This is a genomic window from Flavobacterium sp. LAR06, from assembly GCF_041946075.1.
Taxonomy (GTDB): domain Bacteria; phylum Bacteroidota; class Bacteroidia; order Flavobacteriales; family Flavobacteriaceae; genus Flavobacterium.
This window is the reverse complement of record NZ_JAUTYT010000006.1, coordinates 85,819-104,875: the sequence shown is the minus strand read 5'-3', so window position 1 is coordinate 104,875 and position 19,057 is coordinate 85,819. Positions and strand designations below refer to the sequence as shown.

Below are 19,057 nucleotides of genomic sequence, written 5' to 3'. Positions count from 1 at the left end.
AATTACACTAACAGGAAATAAGCAAAAAGCAATTACATCAATTGCCAGCCTTTACTTTTTAAATAGCCGCTGCAATTCCTGCAAAAATCTTTTTCTTCATCCAGTGGATTTCCTCCTTCGGCATCTCTCATTAAACAAGCTTTAACTTCACAGTGCGGCAAACCTGCTGTATGGCCAAGTTCATGCAAAACTAATTTATAAAATTGTTGATTTTTATTTTTAATATCTAATCTAAAATCAGAAACAACACAAGCTTTTCCAGGTCGGTAACCCAATCCCATAATACCCCAATCTTTAATTCCATTTTTAGTGGTACTGATATCAGAATGCGATAATCCAACAATTACCGAGTCTTTACCTATGTTATTTTTAAGATTTTTAATAATACTGTCAGCGCGATATCGGTTTCGGGGCTTAAAATAGGCCTTTTCAGGAAAAGGAATATTTTTTCTCAAAACTACATTTGGGTTAATAGTCTTGATTTCAGAAAGAACCTTATTGGACTGTTCCAATTCAAAATTACCTAAAGGCTGAATTACAATAACCTTTTGACTTTGTATCTTTTCTACACTATTTTCATTATTCCTGTTGGTACAAGAAATCAGGCTAAAAAGCATAATAAGAAAATAGTATTTCATAGGTAATGCTTATTTTTTAGTACGGATTCTTTTAATCATCCCTGCAAAAAATAAACCTAGACCTAAAACCAATAGAATGTAGTAAAAAGAAAGACTTTTACCTTTTAACACATTGGCTAAAACAAAACATACAACGCTTGCGAAATAAAAAGTAACAGGCGTTATATTCTTTAAAGAAGAAAAACTCATTGAATTATCTAAAATATTATTTGAAAAAACTATCTACGAATTCGTATTTATTAAAGACTTGTAAATCTTCAATTCCTTCACCAATTCCGATATATTTAACCGGAATCTGAAACTGATCAGAAATACCAATTACAACTCCGCCTTTTGCTGTTCCGTCTAATTTAGTTACAGCTAATGAAGTCACTTCAGTTGCAGCGGTAAATTGCTTTGCTTGCTCAAAAGCATTTTGACCAGTCGAACCATCTAAAACCAAAAGAACATCATGAGGCGCATCGGTAACAACCTTCTGCATTACACGTTTTACTTTTGTAAGCTCGTTCATTAAATTGATTTTATTATGAAGACGCCCTGCTGTGTCAATAATAACAACATCGGCATTTTGAGCAACTGCAGACTGTAAAGTATCAAAGGCAACAGATGCCGGATCACTTCCCATATTTTGCCTTACGATTGGCACATCCACACGATCGGCCCAAACTTGCAACTGATCAATCGCAGCGGCACGAAAGGTGTCAGCAGCACCTAAAACCACTTTATAACCCGCTTTTTTAAACTGATATGCCAGTTTTCCAATAGTAGTTGTTTTACCAACTCCATTAACACCAACTACCATTAAAACATATGGTTTTTTATCTTTTGGGATATCAAATTCAGTTGCTTCACCTCTATTGGTCTCTGATAACAAAGCACCTATTTCATCGCGAAGAATCTGATTTAATTCATCCGTTCCCAAGTATTTATCTTCGGCAACACGTTTTTCAATTCTTGAAATAATTTTCAAAGTAGTATTTACACCAACATCTGAAGCTACCAGAATTTCTTCCAGATTATCTAAAACGTCGTCATCGACTTTTGATTTTCCAGCAACAGCTTTGCTTAACTTTGAGAAAAAAGTAGTTTTTGATTTTTCAAGACCTTTGTCTAAAGTCTCTTTTTTATCAGTGGAGAATAATTTTTTAAAAAAACTCATTTTTTATAGGTTGTTAGTTTTTTTGATTATTTGATTTTACCATCTAAATAATCCTTAATATTTAAAGAAACCTAAAATAAGGGAAGCTTCTTTAAATTTTAGACAAATATAAAAAATAAAAAAGCTACTTCCGAATGAAAGTAGCTTTTCTATATAATGTGATTGTAATTATTTCTTTTTCAAGAATTCATCAACTTCTTCAGGAGCCATAATAGATTCTACGAATGTATACGCACCAGTTTTAGGAGATTTTACCATTTTGATGGCTTTTGATAATCTCTTAGAAGATGTTTGTAACGATGCTACGGTTTTCTTTGCCATGATTCAAATGTTATTTGAAGCTTTTATAAAACTCGAATGGCAAAACCATTGAGATTTACAAAAATCTCTAATTATTACTTAATTTCTTTGTGAACAGTTACACGTTTCAAGATTGGATTAAATTTTTTAATCTCTAATCTATCCGGAGTATTTTTTTTGTTCTTAGTTGTAATGTATCTAGAAGTTCCTGGAACACCAGAAGTCTTGTGCTCAGTACATTCTAAAATTACCTGGATTCTATTACCTTTCTTTGCCATCTTGCTATATATTTATTTAGGAAAAGATTATTTGATAAATCCTTCTGACTGCGCTTTTTTCAAAACTGCAGAAATTCCATTTTTATTAATTGTTTTTATCGTAGATGCTGCTACTCTAAGAGTAATCCATCTATCTTCTTCTGGAAGATAAAAACGCTTTTTAACTAAGTTTACAGAAAACTTTCTCTTAGTTTTGTTCATAGCGTGAGAAACGTTATTTCCTACCATCGCTCTTTTACCTGTAAGGTCACAAACTCTTGACATTATACTTATCTTTTATCGTTATTCAAAATCAGGGTGCAAAGAAAAGAAAAATAAACCATTGTAGCAAAAAATTATTGCACATTTTTTAAAATTTCTTTCTGTAATATTTCTAAACTCTTAATCATCGCTCTATCTATCACTTTTTCACGTGGTTGGCCAAAGTTAAATTCTTCTACAATTATAGCAGTTGGAGTAGCCAAAGCGATAAAAACAGCTCCAATTTCAGCATCCGAGTCACCTTTTGATGGTCCGGCGTTCCCGGTTGTCGCAATTGCATAGTCTGTTTTGAGTATCTCTTTCACATTCAAAGCCATAGCCGAAGCAACCTCGGCACTAACTACCGAATATTGGTCTACTAAATTTTGCGAGACACCGAGAACATTAACCTTAGCCTCTGTCGCATACGAAACAACACTCCCTTTGAAATAATTTGAAGCCCCCGGAACGGCCGCTAAAAGCGACGCTATTTTTCCACCTGTAAAACTTTCAGCCGTTGAAATTGTTTTATTTTGCTTCGTTAATATTTTCCCGATTACCGTTTCGATTGTTTCATTTTCTTCATAACCCACTATAATATCGTGAATTATCGCATCTAAAGATTTTACATTTTCCTCAATTGCTGCTTCTAATTCCTCTTTATTAGTTCCTCTCCCGGTCAATCGCAAACGCACTCTCCCTGGATTTGGCAAATACGCCAATTTGATGAAATCCGGCAGATTATTCTCCCAATCTTCAATACGCTCTGCCACCATACTCTCGCCTTGTCCGTACGTTAAAATGGTTTTATGAATGATATAGGGACGCTTGTATTCGCGAACAATCTTTGGAATTATTTCTTCTTCGACCAAATATTTCATTTCGTAAGGAACTCCGGGAAGCGAAATAAAAACCGTGTTTTCTTTCTTCATCCACATTCCGGGTGCAGTACCCACCTGATTGTGCAATACCGTACAAGTCGAAGGCACTAAAGCCTGATCTTTATTAAGTTGTGAAATTGGTCGTTTGTAAAAACCTTCAATCAATTGTGTTACATGCGCTAAAACTTCAGGATTTACAACCAACTCATCGTCGAAATATTCGCAGAAAGTTTTTTTGGTCACATCGTCTTTTGTAGGACCCAATCCCCCTGTAATAACAACAACATCCACTTTATTTTGCAGTTGCGCAAAAGTATCCAGAATATGCTTTTTATCATCACTTATCGAAATCATTTCATGTATTTCGACTCCAATCCTGTCCAATGATTTAGCAATAAAGCCAGAATTGGTATCAACGATTTGGCCAATTAGAATTTCGTCTCCAATTGTAATTATGGTTGCTTTCATGTAAATATATTTTTATACTTACCAGATCGTAAGTCATTATTAGAAAGTAGGTTGTTGCGAGAACGATTTGCGTGAGGGGCAGAAACGGCATCCTTTTGTGACAAACAACAAGAAGTCGTTAAACGAAAATTTTCTGGAACAAAAGATATAGTGGATGACCCGACCCTATTTTTGACCTAATTAAAAAAGGGCAAAAATAGGGGCATGCCCAAATTATACGTCAAAGTCTTTTTTGATTTCTTTAATCGCTTCTTTAACTTGTATTTTTATACTTTTGAAAGTTTCAATAATTTCTTTCTTCTTGCCTTCTGCTTTTGTCCAGGCTTCAACCTGCAAGATTTCTTCAAAAGCTACATTTAAACCAATTAAATCTAAAGTAGGTTTTATTTTATGCGCATAGGCATAGGCGTACTTATGATCCTTCTTTTTAATTCCTTCTTTGATTTGTTTTAAATCCTCAGGAACTTCAGTTACAAATAATTTAAGAATTTCATTTACAAATTCCGGATCATTGTCTGAAAGTGCATATACTTTCGAAAGGTTGTATTTTAAAGCCATTACTTTACCTGTATTCTAAATAATTTTTTCTCTTCTAAAAAGCCTTCTAAAACATCGCTTGGTTTGACAGTCGCCACTCCAGCAGGTGTTCCTGTAAAAATAATATCTCCTATTTTAAGCGTAAAATATTGTGATACATATGCAATTAGCTCATCAATTTTCCAAAGCATAAGAGTCGTATTACCTTTTTGAACGGTTTGAGAATTATTTGTTAACTCAAAACTAAGGTTTTCCATTGAAACAAAATCAGTTTTTGGCAAAAAATCTCCAATGACCGCAGAACCATCAAATGCTTTTGCTTTTTCCCAAGGCAACCCTTTTGCTTTAAGTTTATCTTGTAAATCTCTGGCAGTAAAATCAATCCCAACACTAATTTCGTCATAATACTTATGCGCAAACTTAGGCTCAATATACTTTCCTACCTTATTAATTTTAACAATTATCTCTATTTCGTGATGAATTTCTTCAGAAAATTCAGGGATTACAAACGGATGCTGTTTTAATAAAACTGCCGAATCCGGTTTCATAAAAATCACCGGTTCTGTTGGACGTTCGTTTTTTAATTCTTCGATATGATTGGTATAATTTCTACCGATACAGATAATTTTCATTCTTTTAAGTGTTCAGTTTTCAGCTTTTAGTGTTCAGTAAATACAGCATTCAAAAAACTGAACACTAATTTCCTGAACACTGAATACTTTATTTCGTATTTAACTTTCTTAATTTAATGGCCGTCAAAACCTTTTTAGTATACAATGGAAAATCAGCATTTTGAATCCAGCTGAAATATCCAGGTTCTGTTTCAAGCACTTTATCTACTTTGGCCCCCTTATGTTTTCCGAAGGTAAAAATTTCTTCGTTGTCAGCATCAAAAGCAATCATTCCGGCAAAATCGGCAATTTTTTTACGGGTTGTAAATTCAGATAATGATTTCATATCATTCTCCAAATCCGGATAACGGTCTAATTGCGCTTTTAGAATTTCGTAAGTTGCCATTGTATCAGCTTCTGCAGAATGGGCATTTTCTAAACTTTTTCCGCAGTAAAATTTCAAAGCTGCACTTAAAGTACGCTCTTCCATTTTATGAAAAATAGTCTGCACATCTACTGAAACTTTATTCTTCATATCAAAATCAACTCCGGCACGTAATAACTCTTCTGCCAATAACGGAATATCAAAACGATCTGAATTAAAACCACCTAAATCACTGTCCTTAATCATATTATGGATTTGTGGCGCCAATTCATTAAAAGTAGGCTCATTAGCTACTTTTTCGTCAGTAATACCATGTACTGCAGTTGTTTGAGGTGGAATTGGAATTGTCGGATTCACCAACCAAGTTTTACTTTCTTTATTTCCGTTTGGAAAAACTTTGAATATTGAAATCTCTACGATTCGATCTTTTCCGATGTCAATTCCGGTTGTTTCAAGATCAAAAAAGCAGATTGGTTTGTTGAGTTTCAGTTCCATTTTTAGTTTTTATAAGATTACAAATGTAATTTTTAAAGCCGAATTTTTACCTCTTATTTTTTATTTTTTTTAGTTAAAATGGACTTTTATTTGTGATTTCAATTTGCAAAAAGATTATTTCACTTCTTTTATTTCAAACTAATCTCCTTTTTTCTCAAAACAAAAAAACCGGAAAATTTAAAAATTTTCCGGTTTTCATTTTATCTATTAATTTATTTAAAAATCTCTGTCTACATCAAAAGCTTCCAAATATTCAGCCACTCTTTTTACAAAGCTTCCTCCCAAAGCACCATCAACAACTCTGTGATCATAAGAGTGCGACAAGAACATTTTTTGACGAATTCCGATAAAATCACCTTCCGGAGTTTCGATAACCGCAGGCACTTTACGAATTGCACCAAGTGCTAAGATTCCCACCTGAGGCTGATTGATAATTGGCGTTCCGAAAACACTTCCAAAAGTACCAACGTTTGTTACCGTGTAAGTTCCACCTTGTGTATCGTCTGGTTTTAATTTTCCTGCTTTTGCACGGTTTCCTAAATCGTTAACCGCTTTTGCCATTCCAACAAGATTCAACTGATCCGCATTTTTAATTACAGGTACAATTAAGTTTCCGTTTGGCAAAGCTGCTGCCATTCCTAAATTTATATTTTTCTTTTTGATGATATAATCGCCATCAACAGAAATATTCATTCCGGGGAAATCTTTCAATGCTTTTGCAACCGCCTCCATCATAATTGGAGTAAAAGTCAGCTTCTCACCTTCTCTTTTTTCGAAAGCCGTTTTAACTTTCTCTCTCCATTTTACAATATTCGTTACATCAACTTCAATGAATGACTGAACGTGAGCCGAAGTTTGCACAGAAGCCACCATGTATCCTGAAATCAGTTTACGCATTCTGTCCATTTCAATGATTTCATCACCTCCATTTACAGAAACCGGAACAGCTTGCTGGCTTTTTTGAACTACTGGTTCCGCAACTTTTACCGGTTCAACCGTTTTTACCGGTTCAGCTGCTTTTGGAGTTACAACACCAGCTTTACGATCTTCTATATATTTTAAAATATCTTCTTTTGTTACACGGCCGTCTTTTCCTGAACCCTGAATACTATCTAGTTCGGCAATAGAAATACCTTCTTCTTTAGCAATATTTTTCACCAAAGGAGAAAAGAATTTATCAGATCCTGAAAAATCTTGTGGAGTTGCCACAGTTTCCTGAGCCGCTTCTATTGTTTTTTCGATTTCCGCAACTTCTGCCGGAGCTTTTGTTTCCTTAACCTCAACAGCGGTTGGACCGTCACCTTCTGTTTCAATAATCGCAATAGTCTGTCCTACCTGAACCAAATCATCTTTACCAAATAATTGTTCAACTAAGATTCCTGACACTTCGCTTGGTACCTCACTGTCAACTTTATCAGTTGCAATTTCCAGTACCGCTTCATCAGCTTCAATTTTGTCTCCTACTTCTTTCAACCAGTTGGTAATAGTTGCTTCAGCGACACTCTCTCCCATCTTAGGAAGCTTTAATTCAAATCTTGCCATATTGTTAACCTCAAGGGTGATTTTGATTTTCTGATTGCGAAATTACTGAATATTTTAAATATAAATTACATTTAATATAATTTTTTACTTGATTTTTACAATTTGCCCCCTGTCATTTCGCGAATCACTTCCTATAATAAAATTTGAGTTTTTGGGGAAAATCTTAAAAGTAATGTTCTTATCTTTAAGAGTTTCTATGATTTTGATACATTTTTTGAATGAAACATAGTGATTATCCAAAATTATCTCTGTCTTACCAACCCTTAAAACAAGGCACGAATTTACCATTTTTTCTTTTTTGAAATCGAAAAACTGCACTTTATTTTTCAAAATTAAAGGTAATTTTTCAGACAAAATTTCATTTGAAGAGTAAAAAATATACGTTTCAGGTGCCAATTTTTCTTTTGGTTTTCCCTGAAACATTTTAATAAATGAAAAAAGGACAATTCCAATTTTAATAAAAAAGGTGAAAAACCACGATTTCTTAAAATGTTTTTGATAAAAGAAATTCATGGCGCTCTGAAAACGATTCATATACTTTTCGTCTTTAACAGTACTCTCTCCTTTATAATGTATTACTGTAGTTTCATGAAAATAGTAATTTGACTTTTGCTTTTGCAAGGCGCGATAAGACAAATCAATATCATCAGCATACATAAAACAATCTTCATCAAAACCGCCAAGTTCGAGATAGAAATCGCGTTGCATAAACATAAAAGCACCTACCAGAATTTCTACTTTTCCGGTTTCATTTTCGTTTATATGCTGTGCATAATATTGATTGAAAAGTTTCCAATTTGGAAAAGCTTTATATAAACCAAAAATCTTTGTAAAAGCCACCCAGGGTGTTGGAACTCCGCGTTTACTTTCCGGTAGAAAATTTCCGGTTCCATCAATTAATTTACAACCGATAATTCCGATATTTTTTTGCCCTTCGGCGAAAGCCAAAATTTTAATAAAAGTATCTTCTGCAACGACCGTATCCGGATTTAGAATGCAAACGTATTTTCCTTTTGCCTCAAAAACGCCAATATTATTCCCTTTTGGAAATCCGAAATTTTCTTTGTTTTGAATGAGTTTTACAGATGAAAAACGTTCCAACATCATCAAACAGCTATCATCAGTCGAATTATTATCGATGACAATAATTTCCGCATCCAGCGCTCTGATTGCTTCCTGAACACTTAAAACGCATTGTTCCAGAAAGTAACGCACATTATAATTAAGTATAATTACCGATAATTGCATGAAAAATTGGACTGTTAATTTTTTGGAAAGTTAGAAATTTTCTGTTAATCCCAATCGTAAAGACCAATCGTTTTTACTGACTCCGTAATCTAAGGCCAGATTACTGTTGTTTTTTTTATTCCATTTAATTCGGATTCCGGTTCCGATGGCCGGATGCCATTTATCAAATTTATAGGTATCTAACTTTGAAACCGATGAAATATTACCAAAAAACACGGCTCCAAAAAAACCATTTCTAGTGATATCCGTTCTATATTCCGTTTCTAAATAAATCAATGCATTACTACGATATCTGTTTTTTGTAAAACCTCTTCCTGTTTTTCCATCGCGATCCCAGCCTATACTCGGTAAATCAAGATAATGGGGTTTACCTCCAAAAGTTGACCAATAAAAAGCGCGTGAAGCCCAAACCCGATGTTTTGTTTTACTGAAAGAATGGTATTTTCGGGCATCAAAATATAAAGACTGCCATTTATTTCCGTCGATGCCACTTGTATTTATTCTCAAATCGGCTTCAACATACAATCCTTCTTCCGGATTAATGATGTTTTTTCTGGAGTCATACAGACCCTGAAAAGCAAAACCAAAAGAAGTTTCATCTGAAAAATCTCCGTTCATATATTTCATATAGTCCGTTTCTTCATCAATATACGACTCTTCAGAAATGTTTTGATAATTATCGTATAGAAATCCTATTCCCAATCGATAATTCCCAACTACTTTTCGGGTAATAAATTGATAAAAACGCCATTGTTGATAGTCTAAATTTGACATTTCTTCCTTTGTATTATGATCACCTAATCCGTACGTTAACTGTGGATAAATAAGATAACGATAATCTCCAATGAAATTCCATTTATTTTCTTTTGTATAAATATAGGATTGAATTGGAAAGACAAGTTGCTTATTAAAACTAAAATAAGGTGAAAAAGAAACCTGCGACATATTGGTTGTCTCATGATTTTCATCTAAATAAAAAGTGGTTAGAAAAGAAACTACCAAACCATTTGAGTTATTAGCACCAACTGGAACGGGCAATAACGAAAAAGCCAATTTTCTTTGTTTGCTGATTGAATCGTCTTTTTTGAAAATCTTGCGAATGACATCTAAAATATCTTTGCTCTCCGCAGCTGTACTGTCATTTTGAGAATAACAAAATGGTGAAATAAAAAAAACAAACCAGATAAATTTGATTTTTAAACTATTCATTAAAAAGCTTTTAGGAATGCATTCTTACAAATTTAAAATTTTATTAAGACAAATACATGATTTTAAAAAATTTTAAAGAAAGATAAAATTCTTTCACGTTTCAGGTTTCACGTTTGCACGAAACTTGAAACCTGAAACCTAAAACCTGAAACAAAAACAACTTCCTTACAGATGTAATTGTATTTTATACTTATTGCAGATTTTCATCACAAATAACATAATCGTTGAAAAAACTAAACTCCATATAATTCCGGGAATTCCTTCTCTGAAATACTCCGGTATAATTTCTATTTTGAATGCTAAATTGAAATAATAAATAACGCCCGGTAAAATATAAATCAACAACGGATTTGCTGCTGCAGGCATGAAGAAATTACTCCATTTTGTTTGTTTTTTGATTTCCATTAACCAATAAAGAAAGTAAAACGAGGCCGTACAAATTCCGGCTGAAATCATGGTCCATGAAGGTGTCCCTTTTATTTTTGAAATTCCAAAATAAGGACGAAGAAAATAACCTATAGCAAAAAAGAAAATGGCAAAACCAATTACAGCCCAATTGATTTTAGGTGCAATTTTTCGATCAAAAAATAACAACGAAATAATCACACCAGCAGTTACCACAGACGCATGCGTTACATGTCCGGCTATAAAACTAAGCGAAGAAGATTGCTGTATTAGAGAACCTTCGATTAAATTCATCGAATTTGCTGCTATACAAAATACTAAAAAAGTAATCATCGCCCACAATCTTCCGGAAACCAGCCAATAATAAACTACTGAAAAAAGATAGGCCCAACCTATCAGCCCCAGAATTCCCCACCATTTCGGAGTCATACCTCTTTCTCCAGTATCCTGAATATATAAGAAGTAAAGTGTTATCAAGACTAAGATTCCACCATATTGCAAAGTATTTTTTAGCCAGGCAGGGAAATCTTTGTGATATTTATTCCAAATAGGAATTGGCATCGCATAAGCTAAGAGTCCCCAAAAAGCAGGTGCAATTAGCATTTTTGAAGCATCATAACCATACTCTGCATTGACCATAAAAACACCAATAATAATTAATGCTACGGCTCGTTTTAAAGTATGAGTCCAAATCGTTCTAACACTATCCCCCTTAAGCAATCTTGCATTAAATGCAAACGGAATAGACATACCGACAATAAACAAGAAAGATGGGAAAACAAGATCAACAAAGGTCATGGCATCCGCACCTGCCGGCATGTGCTTCATCCACTGCGGTACGTTTTTAACGCTGGCAAGCTCATTTACAAAAATCATTACAAAAATGGTAATTCCACGTAAAGCGTCAATCGAAATAATTCTCTTGTTATACAAATTCTCTTTAATTCTCATAAAATGCTACATTGTTGATAGTAACAAATATAGAATAATAGACTAAATGTCAAATTAGATATGAATAATAATATCCGTAAATAATAAAATCATCATTTTTAATACTATAAAGCAATCTGCAATTCTTATTTTTGTACTATGTTTTCATTCTTAAAATCAAAACCTTATTTAAAGGATCTGCTAGGCGGGAATTATATTGATATTCATTCTCATTTATTACCAGGAATAGATGACGGTGCCAAAAGCATATCGAGCACAGAAAGGCTTGCCAAATCTTTTCAGGAAATGGGTTTCTCTCAGTTTATTACAACACCACATGTAAGTCATTATATTTGGAATAATTCGAGAGAAGATATTATTACCAATTACAAAGAAACGAAACTTTCGCTGGAAGAACGTAACATACAAATTCCGTTTCAGGTCGCAGCTGAATACTTTATGGATGATTGGTTTGAAACCCATTTTCAAAACGAAAAGCTACTAACCTTAAAGGATAATTACGTTTTGGTCGAAATGTCATATATGAATGCTCCGGTACAATTGTATAAAATACTTTTTGATTTACAGGTTGCGGGGTATATTCCGGTTCTAGCACATCCGGAACGGTATTTATTTTACCATAAAAACTTCAATGAATATGATAAATTAAAAAAAGCCGGATGCCTTTTTCAATTAAATCTTCTTGCTGTAGCTGGATATTACGGAAGTGAAATCACTAAAATAGCAGAGCAACTTCTAAAAAAAGGAATGTATGATTTCGCTGGGACCGATATTCACCATAGCGATCATGTTGCTGCCTTCAATCAAAAAATAAAAATTGAAAATATAAGTGCAGTAAAAGAAGTTATCGCAAATAATCAGTTTTTTAAATTCTGATGAAATTTATTAATACGCATTTTCTTCTCCTTTAAAAACATTTATAAGCGTTCTCACAATAATTTTTATATCGAGTAAAAGGCTCCAATTCTCGATATACCAAATATCGTATTCTACTCTATTCTCCATATCAATCAGCTCTTTGGTTTCTCCACGATATCCGTTTACTTGCGCCCAACCCGTGATTCCAGGTTTAGCATAGTGGCGAACTGAATAATTCGCAATGAGTTCACCATATTCTTTGGCAAGGTTAACCATATGAGGTCTAGGGCCAACAACAGACATTTCTCCCAAAAAAACATTAAAAAACTGAGGCAATTCATCTATACTGGTTTTACGCATAAAAGCTCCAAATTTAGTAATACGACGATCGCCTTTTCCTGCTTGTTTTTTATGGGCCAAATCATTTACATACATACTTCTAAACTTGTAGCAGGTAAAAGATCGATTATCTCTACCTGATCGATCCTGCTTAAAAAATACTGGCCCCGCAGACTCCAGTTTAATGATTAGCATTATTATAGGAAACAACCAAGGGAATATCAAGAATATAACTCCTATTGAAAAACAAATGTCAAAAACTTTTTTAATTAGTCTGTTTATTGCTAACTCCAGCGGTTCCGGACGAAACATCAATACCGGTGTGTTTTCATAAAAAGTAACCTCAACTTTACTTGATTTGGTATACAATTGAAAATCAGGAATAAACTTAATTCGCACCATATTTTGTTCGCAAATTTTTACTAATTTATTTATAGTTTCAACATTATTGATATGTAACGCTACATAAATTTCATCTACCTCTTCTCTTAATATAAATTCCTCAACATCATTAAATCCGCCTAAAAGTGGTGTAAAAACACTAGCTGATTTTTCCGTTTGTTCATCAAAAAAACCTAAAAATTTATAACCATAAGTTAAATTTTTGGCTAGTATTTTTCGCATTCGCTCACCGGTTTCATTGGCACCAACAATTATGAATTTTTTAAAATTATAACCTTTAGCCCTAATGTATTTTAAAGTCTTCATTAAGGTGTAACGAGAAATCAATAACAGTACAAAGAATATCAGGTAAAAATACAACAATCGCAATCTGGAAATGTCTGCATATTTATAAAAAACGACAAAACAAGTCAGGATAGCAATATGCATTACAATTTTTTTAATCGTTCTTTTTAAGATGGATTCTATATATTCTATTCTTATTATTCTGTGTGAATCTTTAGTAAGTAATAGTCCAATCCAAATTAAATTAGCTAATAACGAAACTGTTTTTTCATCCTTTAAAAAAAGTTTCTCCAAATCCCCGAATCGAACCCACGCCGAAACTACTAAAGCTATATTTAGCAATATAATATCCCAAAGCACAAATAGCAATTTGGAGTAACGCGACAAACGGTAATGGGATAAATCTTGTATAATTTTCATCTTGCAGGAATGGCTTTGCCAAACAAAAGCCTTGGTTCTGTTTTTTGATGCAAAATAACATTTTAATTATATTTTAAACTATCTGAATCTAATTATTTATAAGAAGTATCGTTATAAAAAACCGATGTTTCCATACTGTCTTGTACTTTTGTATTTGAAAAGAATTTAATAATGAAAAAAGCACTCTTCTTTTTCTTCGCGATCATCACATCAGCACACGCTCAAATTTCGGGCTGCACAGATTCGCTTTCAAAAAACTATAATCCAAACGCGACAATTAATGACGGAAGCTGCCAATATCTTACTTTGAGTTTAAAACCTATATATTCAATTCATTTAAGCGACTCTATCCAAGAAACCTCAGGTCTTATACATCTTGACAGCTTACTATGGACACACAATGACGATGACGACAAAACGATTTACGGATTAGATTCTTTAGGGAAAATTCAGAAAAAAATCATTTTGGATAAAGTAATAAATCGGGATTGGGAAGAAATCACGCAGGACAGCTCTTATTTATATATTGGTGATTTTGGTAATAATGCCTCGGGAAACAGAACTGATTTAAACATTCTTAAAATACAAAAAAAATCATTTTTAGAAGGAAATCCTCTTATTGACACCATTGCTTTTACTTATAATGATCAGATTGATTTATCTCCACAAAAAACAAACAATACCGATTTTGACTGTGAAGCTTTTACAGTTTCCAAAGACAGTATTTATTTGTTTACCAAGCAATGGAAATCATCCAAAACCAATATTTATGTTTTACCGAACCAATCCGGAAATCATACGGCTCAATTTAAAGAAACAATTGACACAAAAGGTTTGGTTACAGGCGCCACTTATCAAGAAGATAAAAAACTTATTGTCCTTTGTGGATATTCTAAACTCGGTAAACCTTTTATATATTTAATATATGATTTTAAAGATCATGATTTTTTGTCTGGAAATAAACGAAGAATTAACATTGGCCTATCTTTTCATCAAATAGAAGGAATTGCTACCAACGATGGGCTGCATTATTATTTAACCAATGAGGCTTTGGTTCGAAAACCTGTTTTGAATGTCCGTCAGCAAATCCATTATTTTGATTTAAGTCCGATTCTGAATTCCTATCTCCATAAATAATTCGCAAATCGTGATATAATAGTTTACTTTTGCAAAAAAGTTGTGTTTTGTAAAACCTTCATAACTTATAATTTATAACTCATAATTTACAAAGTGAATTACTTATCTGTAGAAAACATATCGAAGTCTTTTGGCGAAAGAACGCTTTTTGACAACATCTCATTCGGAATCAATAAAGACCAAAAAATCGCTTTTATCGCTAAAAACGGTTCAGGAAAAACCACCATTATGAGTATTATTAATGGTTTGGATGAGCCGGATACAGGTCAGGTAGTTTTGAGAAAAGGAATCCGAATGGCATTTCTTTCTCAGGATAATAATCTACAAGAGGAATTAACCATTGAAGAAAGCATTTTTGCTTCTGATAATGAAACACTAAAAATAATCGAAGCCTACGAAAAAGCGCTTGAAAACCCAGACGATGAAGAAGCATATCAAAAAGCCTTTGACGGAATGGATCAGCACAATGCCTGGGACTTTGAAACGCAATACAAACAGATTTTATTTAAATTAAAACTAGAAGATTTTAAACTTAAAGTAAAAAATCTTTCGGGAGGACAAAAAAAACGTCTTTCATTGGCCATAATCCTAATCAATCGTCCTGATTTATTGATTCTGGATGAGCCAACCAATCACTTAGACCTTGAAATGATCGAATGGCTGGAAAGTTATTTTGCCAAAGAAAATATTACTCTGTTTATGGTAACGCACGACCGTTTCTTTTTAGAGCGTGTTTGTAATGAAATAATTGAATTAGACAACGGAAAACTATACCAATACAAAGGAAATTATTCTTATTACTTGGAAAAAAAGGAAGAAAGAATTGCCTCTGAAAATGCCAGCGTTGACAAAGCAAAAAACTTATTCGTAAAAGAATTAGAGTGGATGCGCCGTCAGCCAAAAGCGAGAACTACTAAATCAAAATCGCGTCAGGATGATTTTTATGTAATTAAAGAAAAAGCACAAAGTCGCCGTCTTGAAAATAAGGTAGAACTTGAAATTAATATGGAACGTATGGGAAGCAAGATTATCGAGCTTCACAAAATTTCAAAAAAATTCAAGGATCATGTTATTCTGGATAACTTTAGTTTTGATTTTCAGCGTGGAGAACGTATCGGAATTATTGGAAAAAACGGGACTGGAAAATCGACTTTTTTAAATCTTCTTACGGGAACACTTCCATTGGACAGTGGGCGTGTTGTAAAAGGTGAAACAATAAAAGTGGGCTATTATACGCAAAGTGGAATCAACCCGAAACCAAATCAGCGCGTCATTGACATTATTAAAGAATACGGAGAATTTATTCCGCTTGCAAAAGGCAGAATGATTTCGGCTTCACAATTATTAGAACGTTTTCTTTTTGATGCTAAAAAACAGTATGATTTTGTCGAAAAATTAAGCGGTGGAGAATTGAAACGTTTGTATTTATGTACGGTTTTGATTCAGAATCCGAACTTCCTGATTCTAGATGAGCCAACAAACGATCTGGATATTGTAACATTGAATGTTTTAGAGAGTTTTCTTTTGGACTATCCAGGATGTCTTTTAGTAGTTTCGCACGACCGTTACTTTATGGATAAAATTGTAGATCACTTATTTATTTTTAGAGGAAAAGGTGAAATCGAAAGCTTCCCAGGAAATTATTCTGATTTCAGAGCTTATGAAGATAGTGCCGATGTCGCTCAAAAAGAAGAGAACAAAGCAGAAAAGAAAGATTGGAAACAAAATAATCCAACTGGAAATTTAACTTTCAACGAGCAAAAAGAATATCAAAAACTAGAAAGAGAAATTAAAGATTTAGAAATTGATAAAACTAAAATCGAACAATTATTTTCTGACGGAAAAGTAGCTGATGCTGACATCGAGAAAAAAGCAAATGAACTACAAAATATCATCAACAAAATAGATCAGAAAGAAGAACGTTGGTTTGAATTATCAGCTAAAATAGAAGGATAAAGTTATTACACAGAGATTCACAAAGAAAACGCAGAGTTACACTAAGTTTTTTTTGTGAATCTTTGTTTTTTCTTTGTGAATCTCTATGAAACAAAAAATACATTTTATTATATTAACCTATTAAAAAATACATTTTTAAAATATCATGAAATACATCGTAACATCATTACTTGCCTTAACCCTTTTTATCTCTTGCAATTCTAATGACGAACCTAAAAAAACAGATTACACTGTTGAAAACGAAAAAGAAATAGTTGATTATATTACCAAAAATAAACTAACAGCAAAAAGAACTGATTCTGGTTTGTATTATATCATCAACGAGCCTGGAGAGGGAGCGCAGCCAACTGCAAACTCTAATGTAACAGTAGCCTACAAAGGTTACTACTCTAACGGAACTATTTTTGATCAAAGTAAAGCAGAAGGAGTATCTTTTGGTTTAAATCAGGTAATTCAAGGCTGGAGAGAAGGAATTCCCTATTTTAAAACTGGTGGCAGCGGATCTCTGCTTGTTCCTTCCCATTTAGGTTATGGCCCTTTTGATGACAGAGGTATTCCCGGAGGATCTGTTCTTATTTTTGATGTGAAATTGATTTCAGTAAATTAGTTAAGACAAAATCTTATTTTTCATCATAAAAGGCCACAATAAAGCATATTTTTATTGTGGCCTTTTTTTGTCATCCTCAACGCACTATTCTTTCCTTTAAAATTAAATTAATACTATAAAAGCACCCTCTACTTTACAAAAGTCTGAATTTCATTATGTAATGATTTGAAAAAATTGTGTAAATAATATTATATCTGTTTTCCGAGCTTTGTTTAAGTGAAAATGAATTCACCATATAAAACATATATAAAATGGAAAATTTACATAATCCCGACGGAACAAAACGAGAGGTTTTAACAGGAATGTTTTCAGACCGTGACAGTATAGAAAGAGCATATGATACTTTAAGCGAAAGAGGTTATACAAAAGATGAAATTAACCTCATCATGTCAGATGAAACCAGAAAAAAACATTATTCAGACAAAGACGATCACTCTGAGCTTGGAACAAAAGCTGCTGAAGGTGCCGGAACAGGTTCTGCAATTGGAGGAACAATTGGAGCAATTGCAGGAGTTGTTGCTGCACTAGGAACCAGTCTTGTTATTCCTGGTTTAGGGTTAATTGTTGCTGGTCCATTGGCGGCAGGATTAGCTGGTGCTGGTGCAGGAGGAATTGCAGGAGGTGTAATTGGTGCCTTAGTAGGATCAGGAATTCCGGAAGACAGAGCAAAAATTTATGAAAATGGAATTAAGGACGGTCATGTTGTTTTAGGTGTTCATCCGCGCAACAACGAAGATGCTGAATATTTTAAACAGCAATGGGAAGCCAATAATGGTGTAAACATATACAGATAAGTGTCAAAATTGCCTTATATAAAAGCCTAATCTAAAAAAAGATTAGGCTTTTATCATTAAATAATTTCAATTTCTGATTCGTATCTTCGTCCCCTCTTGCAAATAAGATTATGCTATTTCAAATTAAAGCCTATTTAAAGTTTCTTTGGAACTCCAAAAATGAACATGGAGTACATTCACCATTTGTTTTTAGTTTACTGACCAAATGTTTTTACGATCGAAGGTTTAAACCCGAATATGATATTCTGAAAAACTATCGAAAATCATTATTACAAAATAAAAACTTTATTGAGGTAACTGATTTTGGTGCCGGTTCAAAGGTTTTTAAATCAAACAGAAGACAAATTTCAAAGATTGCCTCAACAGCCGGAATTTCTCCAAAACGATCAGAATTATTATTTAGAGTTGCCAATTATTTCAAGCCTTCAACTATTCTGGAAATAGGAACTTCATTAGGCTTAGCGACCTCAGCCCTGACATTGGGTAATACCAATGCACATGTAATTACATTAGAAGGTTGTCCTCAAACTGCAAATATTGCCAAAAATCAACTAAATCAATTTGATTGTAAAAATGTGGAAAGTATTATTTCAGAATTCGAATCTTTTCTAATTTCTGAAAATCTACAATCTACAATCTACAATCTAATATATTTCGACGGTAATCATTCAAAAAAAGCAACATTAGCTTACTTTGATCTTTTATTACCAACTATAGATAATGATTCCGTCTGGATTTTGGATGACATTCACTGGTCTCCAGAAATGGAAGATGCCTGGGAAATTATTAAAAAGCATCCAAAGGTGACCGTAACTATTGATACTTTTCAATGGGGATTTGTCTTTTTCAGATATGAACAGCAAAAAGAACATTTTGTAATTCGAGCATAAAAAAAATGGCAACCATTTCTGA

20 protein-coding genes are annotated in these 19,057 nt (G+C 33.3%); 6 read left to right on the top strand and 14 right to left on the bottom strand.

Features of this window, described 5'->3' with window-relative positions; translation table 11 throughout:
* Positions 1-32 precede the first annotated feature (32 nt).
* From Q7C23_RS10290 to Q7C23_RS10230, 13 genes are all read right to left on the bottom strand, one after another.
* Entirely contained in the window at positions 33-638 is a 606-nt protein-coding gene (locus Q7C23_RS10290) for a Zn-dependent protease (protein ID WP_375032438.1), read from the bottom strand.
* Positions 639-843: 205 nt separating this feature from the next.
* Entirely contained in the window at positions 844-1,797 is a 954-nt protein-coding gene (ftsY, locus tag Q7C23_RS10285; protein ID WP_375032437.1) for a signal recognition particle-docking protein FtsY, read from the bottom strand.
* 168 nt (positions 1,798-1,965) lie between these two features.
* Positions 1,966-2,118, bottom strand: coding sequence for a DUF4295 domain-containing protein (locus Q7C23_RS10280; RefSeq protein WP_008468081.1), 153 nt, complete (start codon positions 2,116-2,118; stop codon positions 1,966-1,968).
* A gap of 74 nt (positions 2,119-2,192) precedes the next feature.
* Complete coding sequence (rpmG, locus tag Q7C23_RS10275; protein ID WP_008253902.1) at positions 2,193-2,375, bottom strand: 50S ribosomal protein L33; 183 nt, start codon at positions 2,373-2,375, stop codon at positions 2,193-2,195.
* A 27-nt stretch (positions 2,376-2,402) separates the two neighbouring features.
* Positions 2,403-2,639 (bottom strand): 50S ribosomal protein L28, encoded by a 237-nt coding sequence (rpmB, locus tag Q7C23_RS10270; RefSeq protein ID WP_007805815.1) that lies wholly within the window; start codon positions 2,637-2,639, stop codon positions 2,403-2,405.
* Between the two features lie 71 nt (positions 2,640-2,710).
* Positions 2,711-3,964, bottom strand: a complete 1,254-nt coding sequence (locus Q7C23_RS10265) for a CinA family nicotinamide mononucleotide deamidase-related protein (RefSeq protein ID WP_375032436.1) — start codon at positions 3,962-3,964, stop codon at positions 2,711-2,713.
* 213 nt (positions 3,965-4,177) lie between these two features.
* Entirely contained in the window at positions 4,178-4,522 is a 345-nt protein-coding gene (locus Q7C23_RS10260) for an Hpt domain-containing protein (RefSeq protein ID WP_026984878.1), read from the bottom strand.
* Positions 4,522-5,133 carry a fumarylacetoacetate hydrolase family protein gene (locus Q7C23_RS10255; protein ID WP_375032435.1) on the bottom strand — a complete coding sequence of 204 codons (612 nt, stop codon included), beginning with the start codon at positions 5,131-5,133 and terminating at the stop codon, positions 4,522-4,524. Before Q7C23_RS10255 ends, Q7C23_RS10260 begins: the two co-directional genes overlap by 1 nt.
* Before the next feature lie 88 nt (positions 5,134-5,221).
* The gene (locus Q7C23_RS10250) at positions 5,222-5,992 is read right to left on the bottom strand and encodes a 3'-5' exonuclease (protein WP_072973054.1); all 771 of its coding nucleotides are present in this window, start codon (positions 5,990-5,992) and stop codon (positions 5,222-5,224) included.
* Positions 5,993-6,208: 216 nt separating this feature from the next.
* A complete protein-coding gene (locus tag Q7C23_RS10245) occupies positions 6,209-7,534 on the bottom strand; it encodes a dihydrolipoamide acetyltransferase family protein (protein ID WP_375032434.1) in 1,326 nt (441 codons plus the stop codon).
* 84 nt (positions 7,535-7,618) lie between these two features.
* Positions 7,619-8,782, bottom strand: a complete 1,164-nt coding sequence (locus Q7C23_RS10240; protein ID WP_375032433.1) for a glycosyltransferase family 2 protein — start codon at positions 8,780-8,782, stop codon at positions 7,619-7,621.
* A 30-nt stretch (positions 8,783-8,812) separates the two neighbouring features.
* Positions 8,813-9,991 (bottom strand): hypothetical protein, encoded by a 1,179-nt coding sequence (locus tag Q7C23_RS10235; protein WP_375032432.1) that lies wholly within the window; start codon positions 9,989-9,991, stop codon positions 8,813-8,815.
* A gap of 165 nt (positions 9,992-10,156) precedes the next feature.
* Positions 10,157-11,347, bottom strand: a complete 1,191-nt coding sequence (locus Q7C23_RS10230; protein WP_375032431.1) for a DUF5009 domain-containing protein — start codon at positions 11,345-11,347, stop codon at positions 10,157-10,159.
* 138 nt (positions 11,348-11,485) lie between these two features.
* Here Q7C23_RS10230 and Q7C23_RS10225 point away from each other — a divergent pair, with 138 nt between their 5' ends.
* Complete coding sequence (locus Q7C23_RS10225) at positions 11,486-12,223, top strand: tyrosine-protein phosphatase (protein WP_375032430.1); 738 nt, start codon at positions 11,486-11,488, stop codon at positions 12,221-12,223.
* A 9-nt stretch (positions 12,224-12,232) separates the two neighbouring features.
* Here the strand turns inward: Q7C23_RS10225 and Q7C23_RS10220 are convergent, their stop codons facing one another.
* Positions 12,233-13,651 carry an undecaprenyl-phosphate glucose phosphotransferase gene (locus tag Q7C23_RS10220; protein ID WP_375032429.1) on the bottom strand — a complete coding sequence of 473 codons (1,419 nt, stop codon included), beginning with the start codon at positions 13,649-13,651 and terminating at the stop codon, positions 12,233-12,235.
* Between the two features lie 171 nt (positions 13,652-13,822).
* On the opposite strand from Q7C23_RS10220, the gene Q7C23_RS10215 reads away from it, so the two are divergent.
* The 5 genes from Q7C23_RS10215 to Q7C23_RS10195 all read left to right on the top strand — a co-directional run bounded on the left by Q7C23_RS10215 (position 13,823) and on the right by Q7C23_RS10195 (position 19,035).
* Positions 13,823-14,788, top strand: coding sequence for a T9SS C-terminal target domain-containing protein (locus tag Q7C23_RS10215; protein ID WP_375032428.1), 966 nt, complete (start codon positions 13,823-13,825; stop codon positions 14,786-14,788).
* Between the two features lie 93 nt (positions 14,789-14,881).
* Positions 14,882-16,744, top strand: coding sequence for an ABC-F family ATP-binding cassette domain-containing protein (locus tag Q7C23_RS10210; protein WP_375032427.1), 1,863 nt, complete (start codon positions 14,882-14,884; stop codon positions 16,742-16,744).
* A gap of 145 nt (positions 16,745-16,889) precedes the next feature.
* A complete protein-coding gene (locus tag Q7C23_RS10205) occupies positions 16,890-17,351 on the top strand; it encodes an FKBP-type peptidyl-prolyl cis-trans isomerase (RefSeq protein WP_375032426.1) in 462 nt (153 codons plus the stop codon).
* Positions 17,352-17,602: 251 nt separating this feature from the next.
* Complete coding sequence (locus Q7C23_RS10200) at positions 17,603-18,145, top strand: hypothetical protein (RefSeq protein ID WP_375032425.1); 543 nt, start codon at positions 17,603-17,605, stop codon at positions 18,143-18,145.
* A 110-nt stretch (positions 18,146-18,255) separates the two neighbouring features.
* Positions 18,256-19,035, top strand: coding sequence for an O-methyltransferase (locus Q7C23_RS10195; protein ID WP_375032424.1), 780 nt, complete (start codon positions 18,256-18,258; stop codon positions 19,033-19,035).
* Positions 19,036-19,057: the final 22 nt, after the last annotated feature.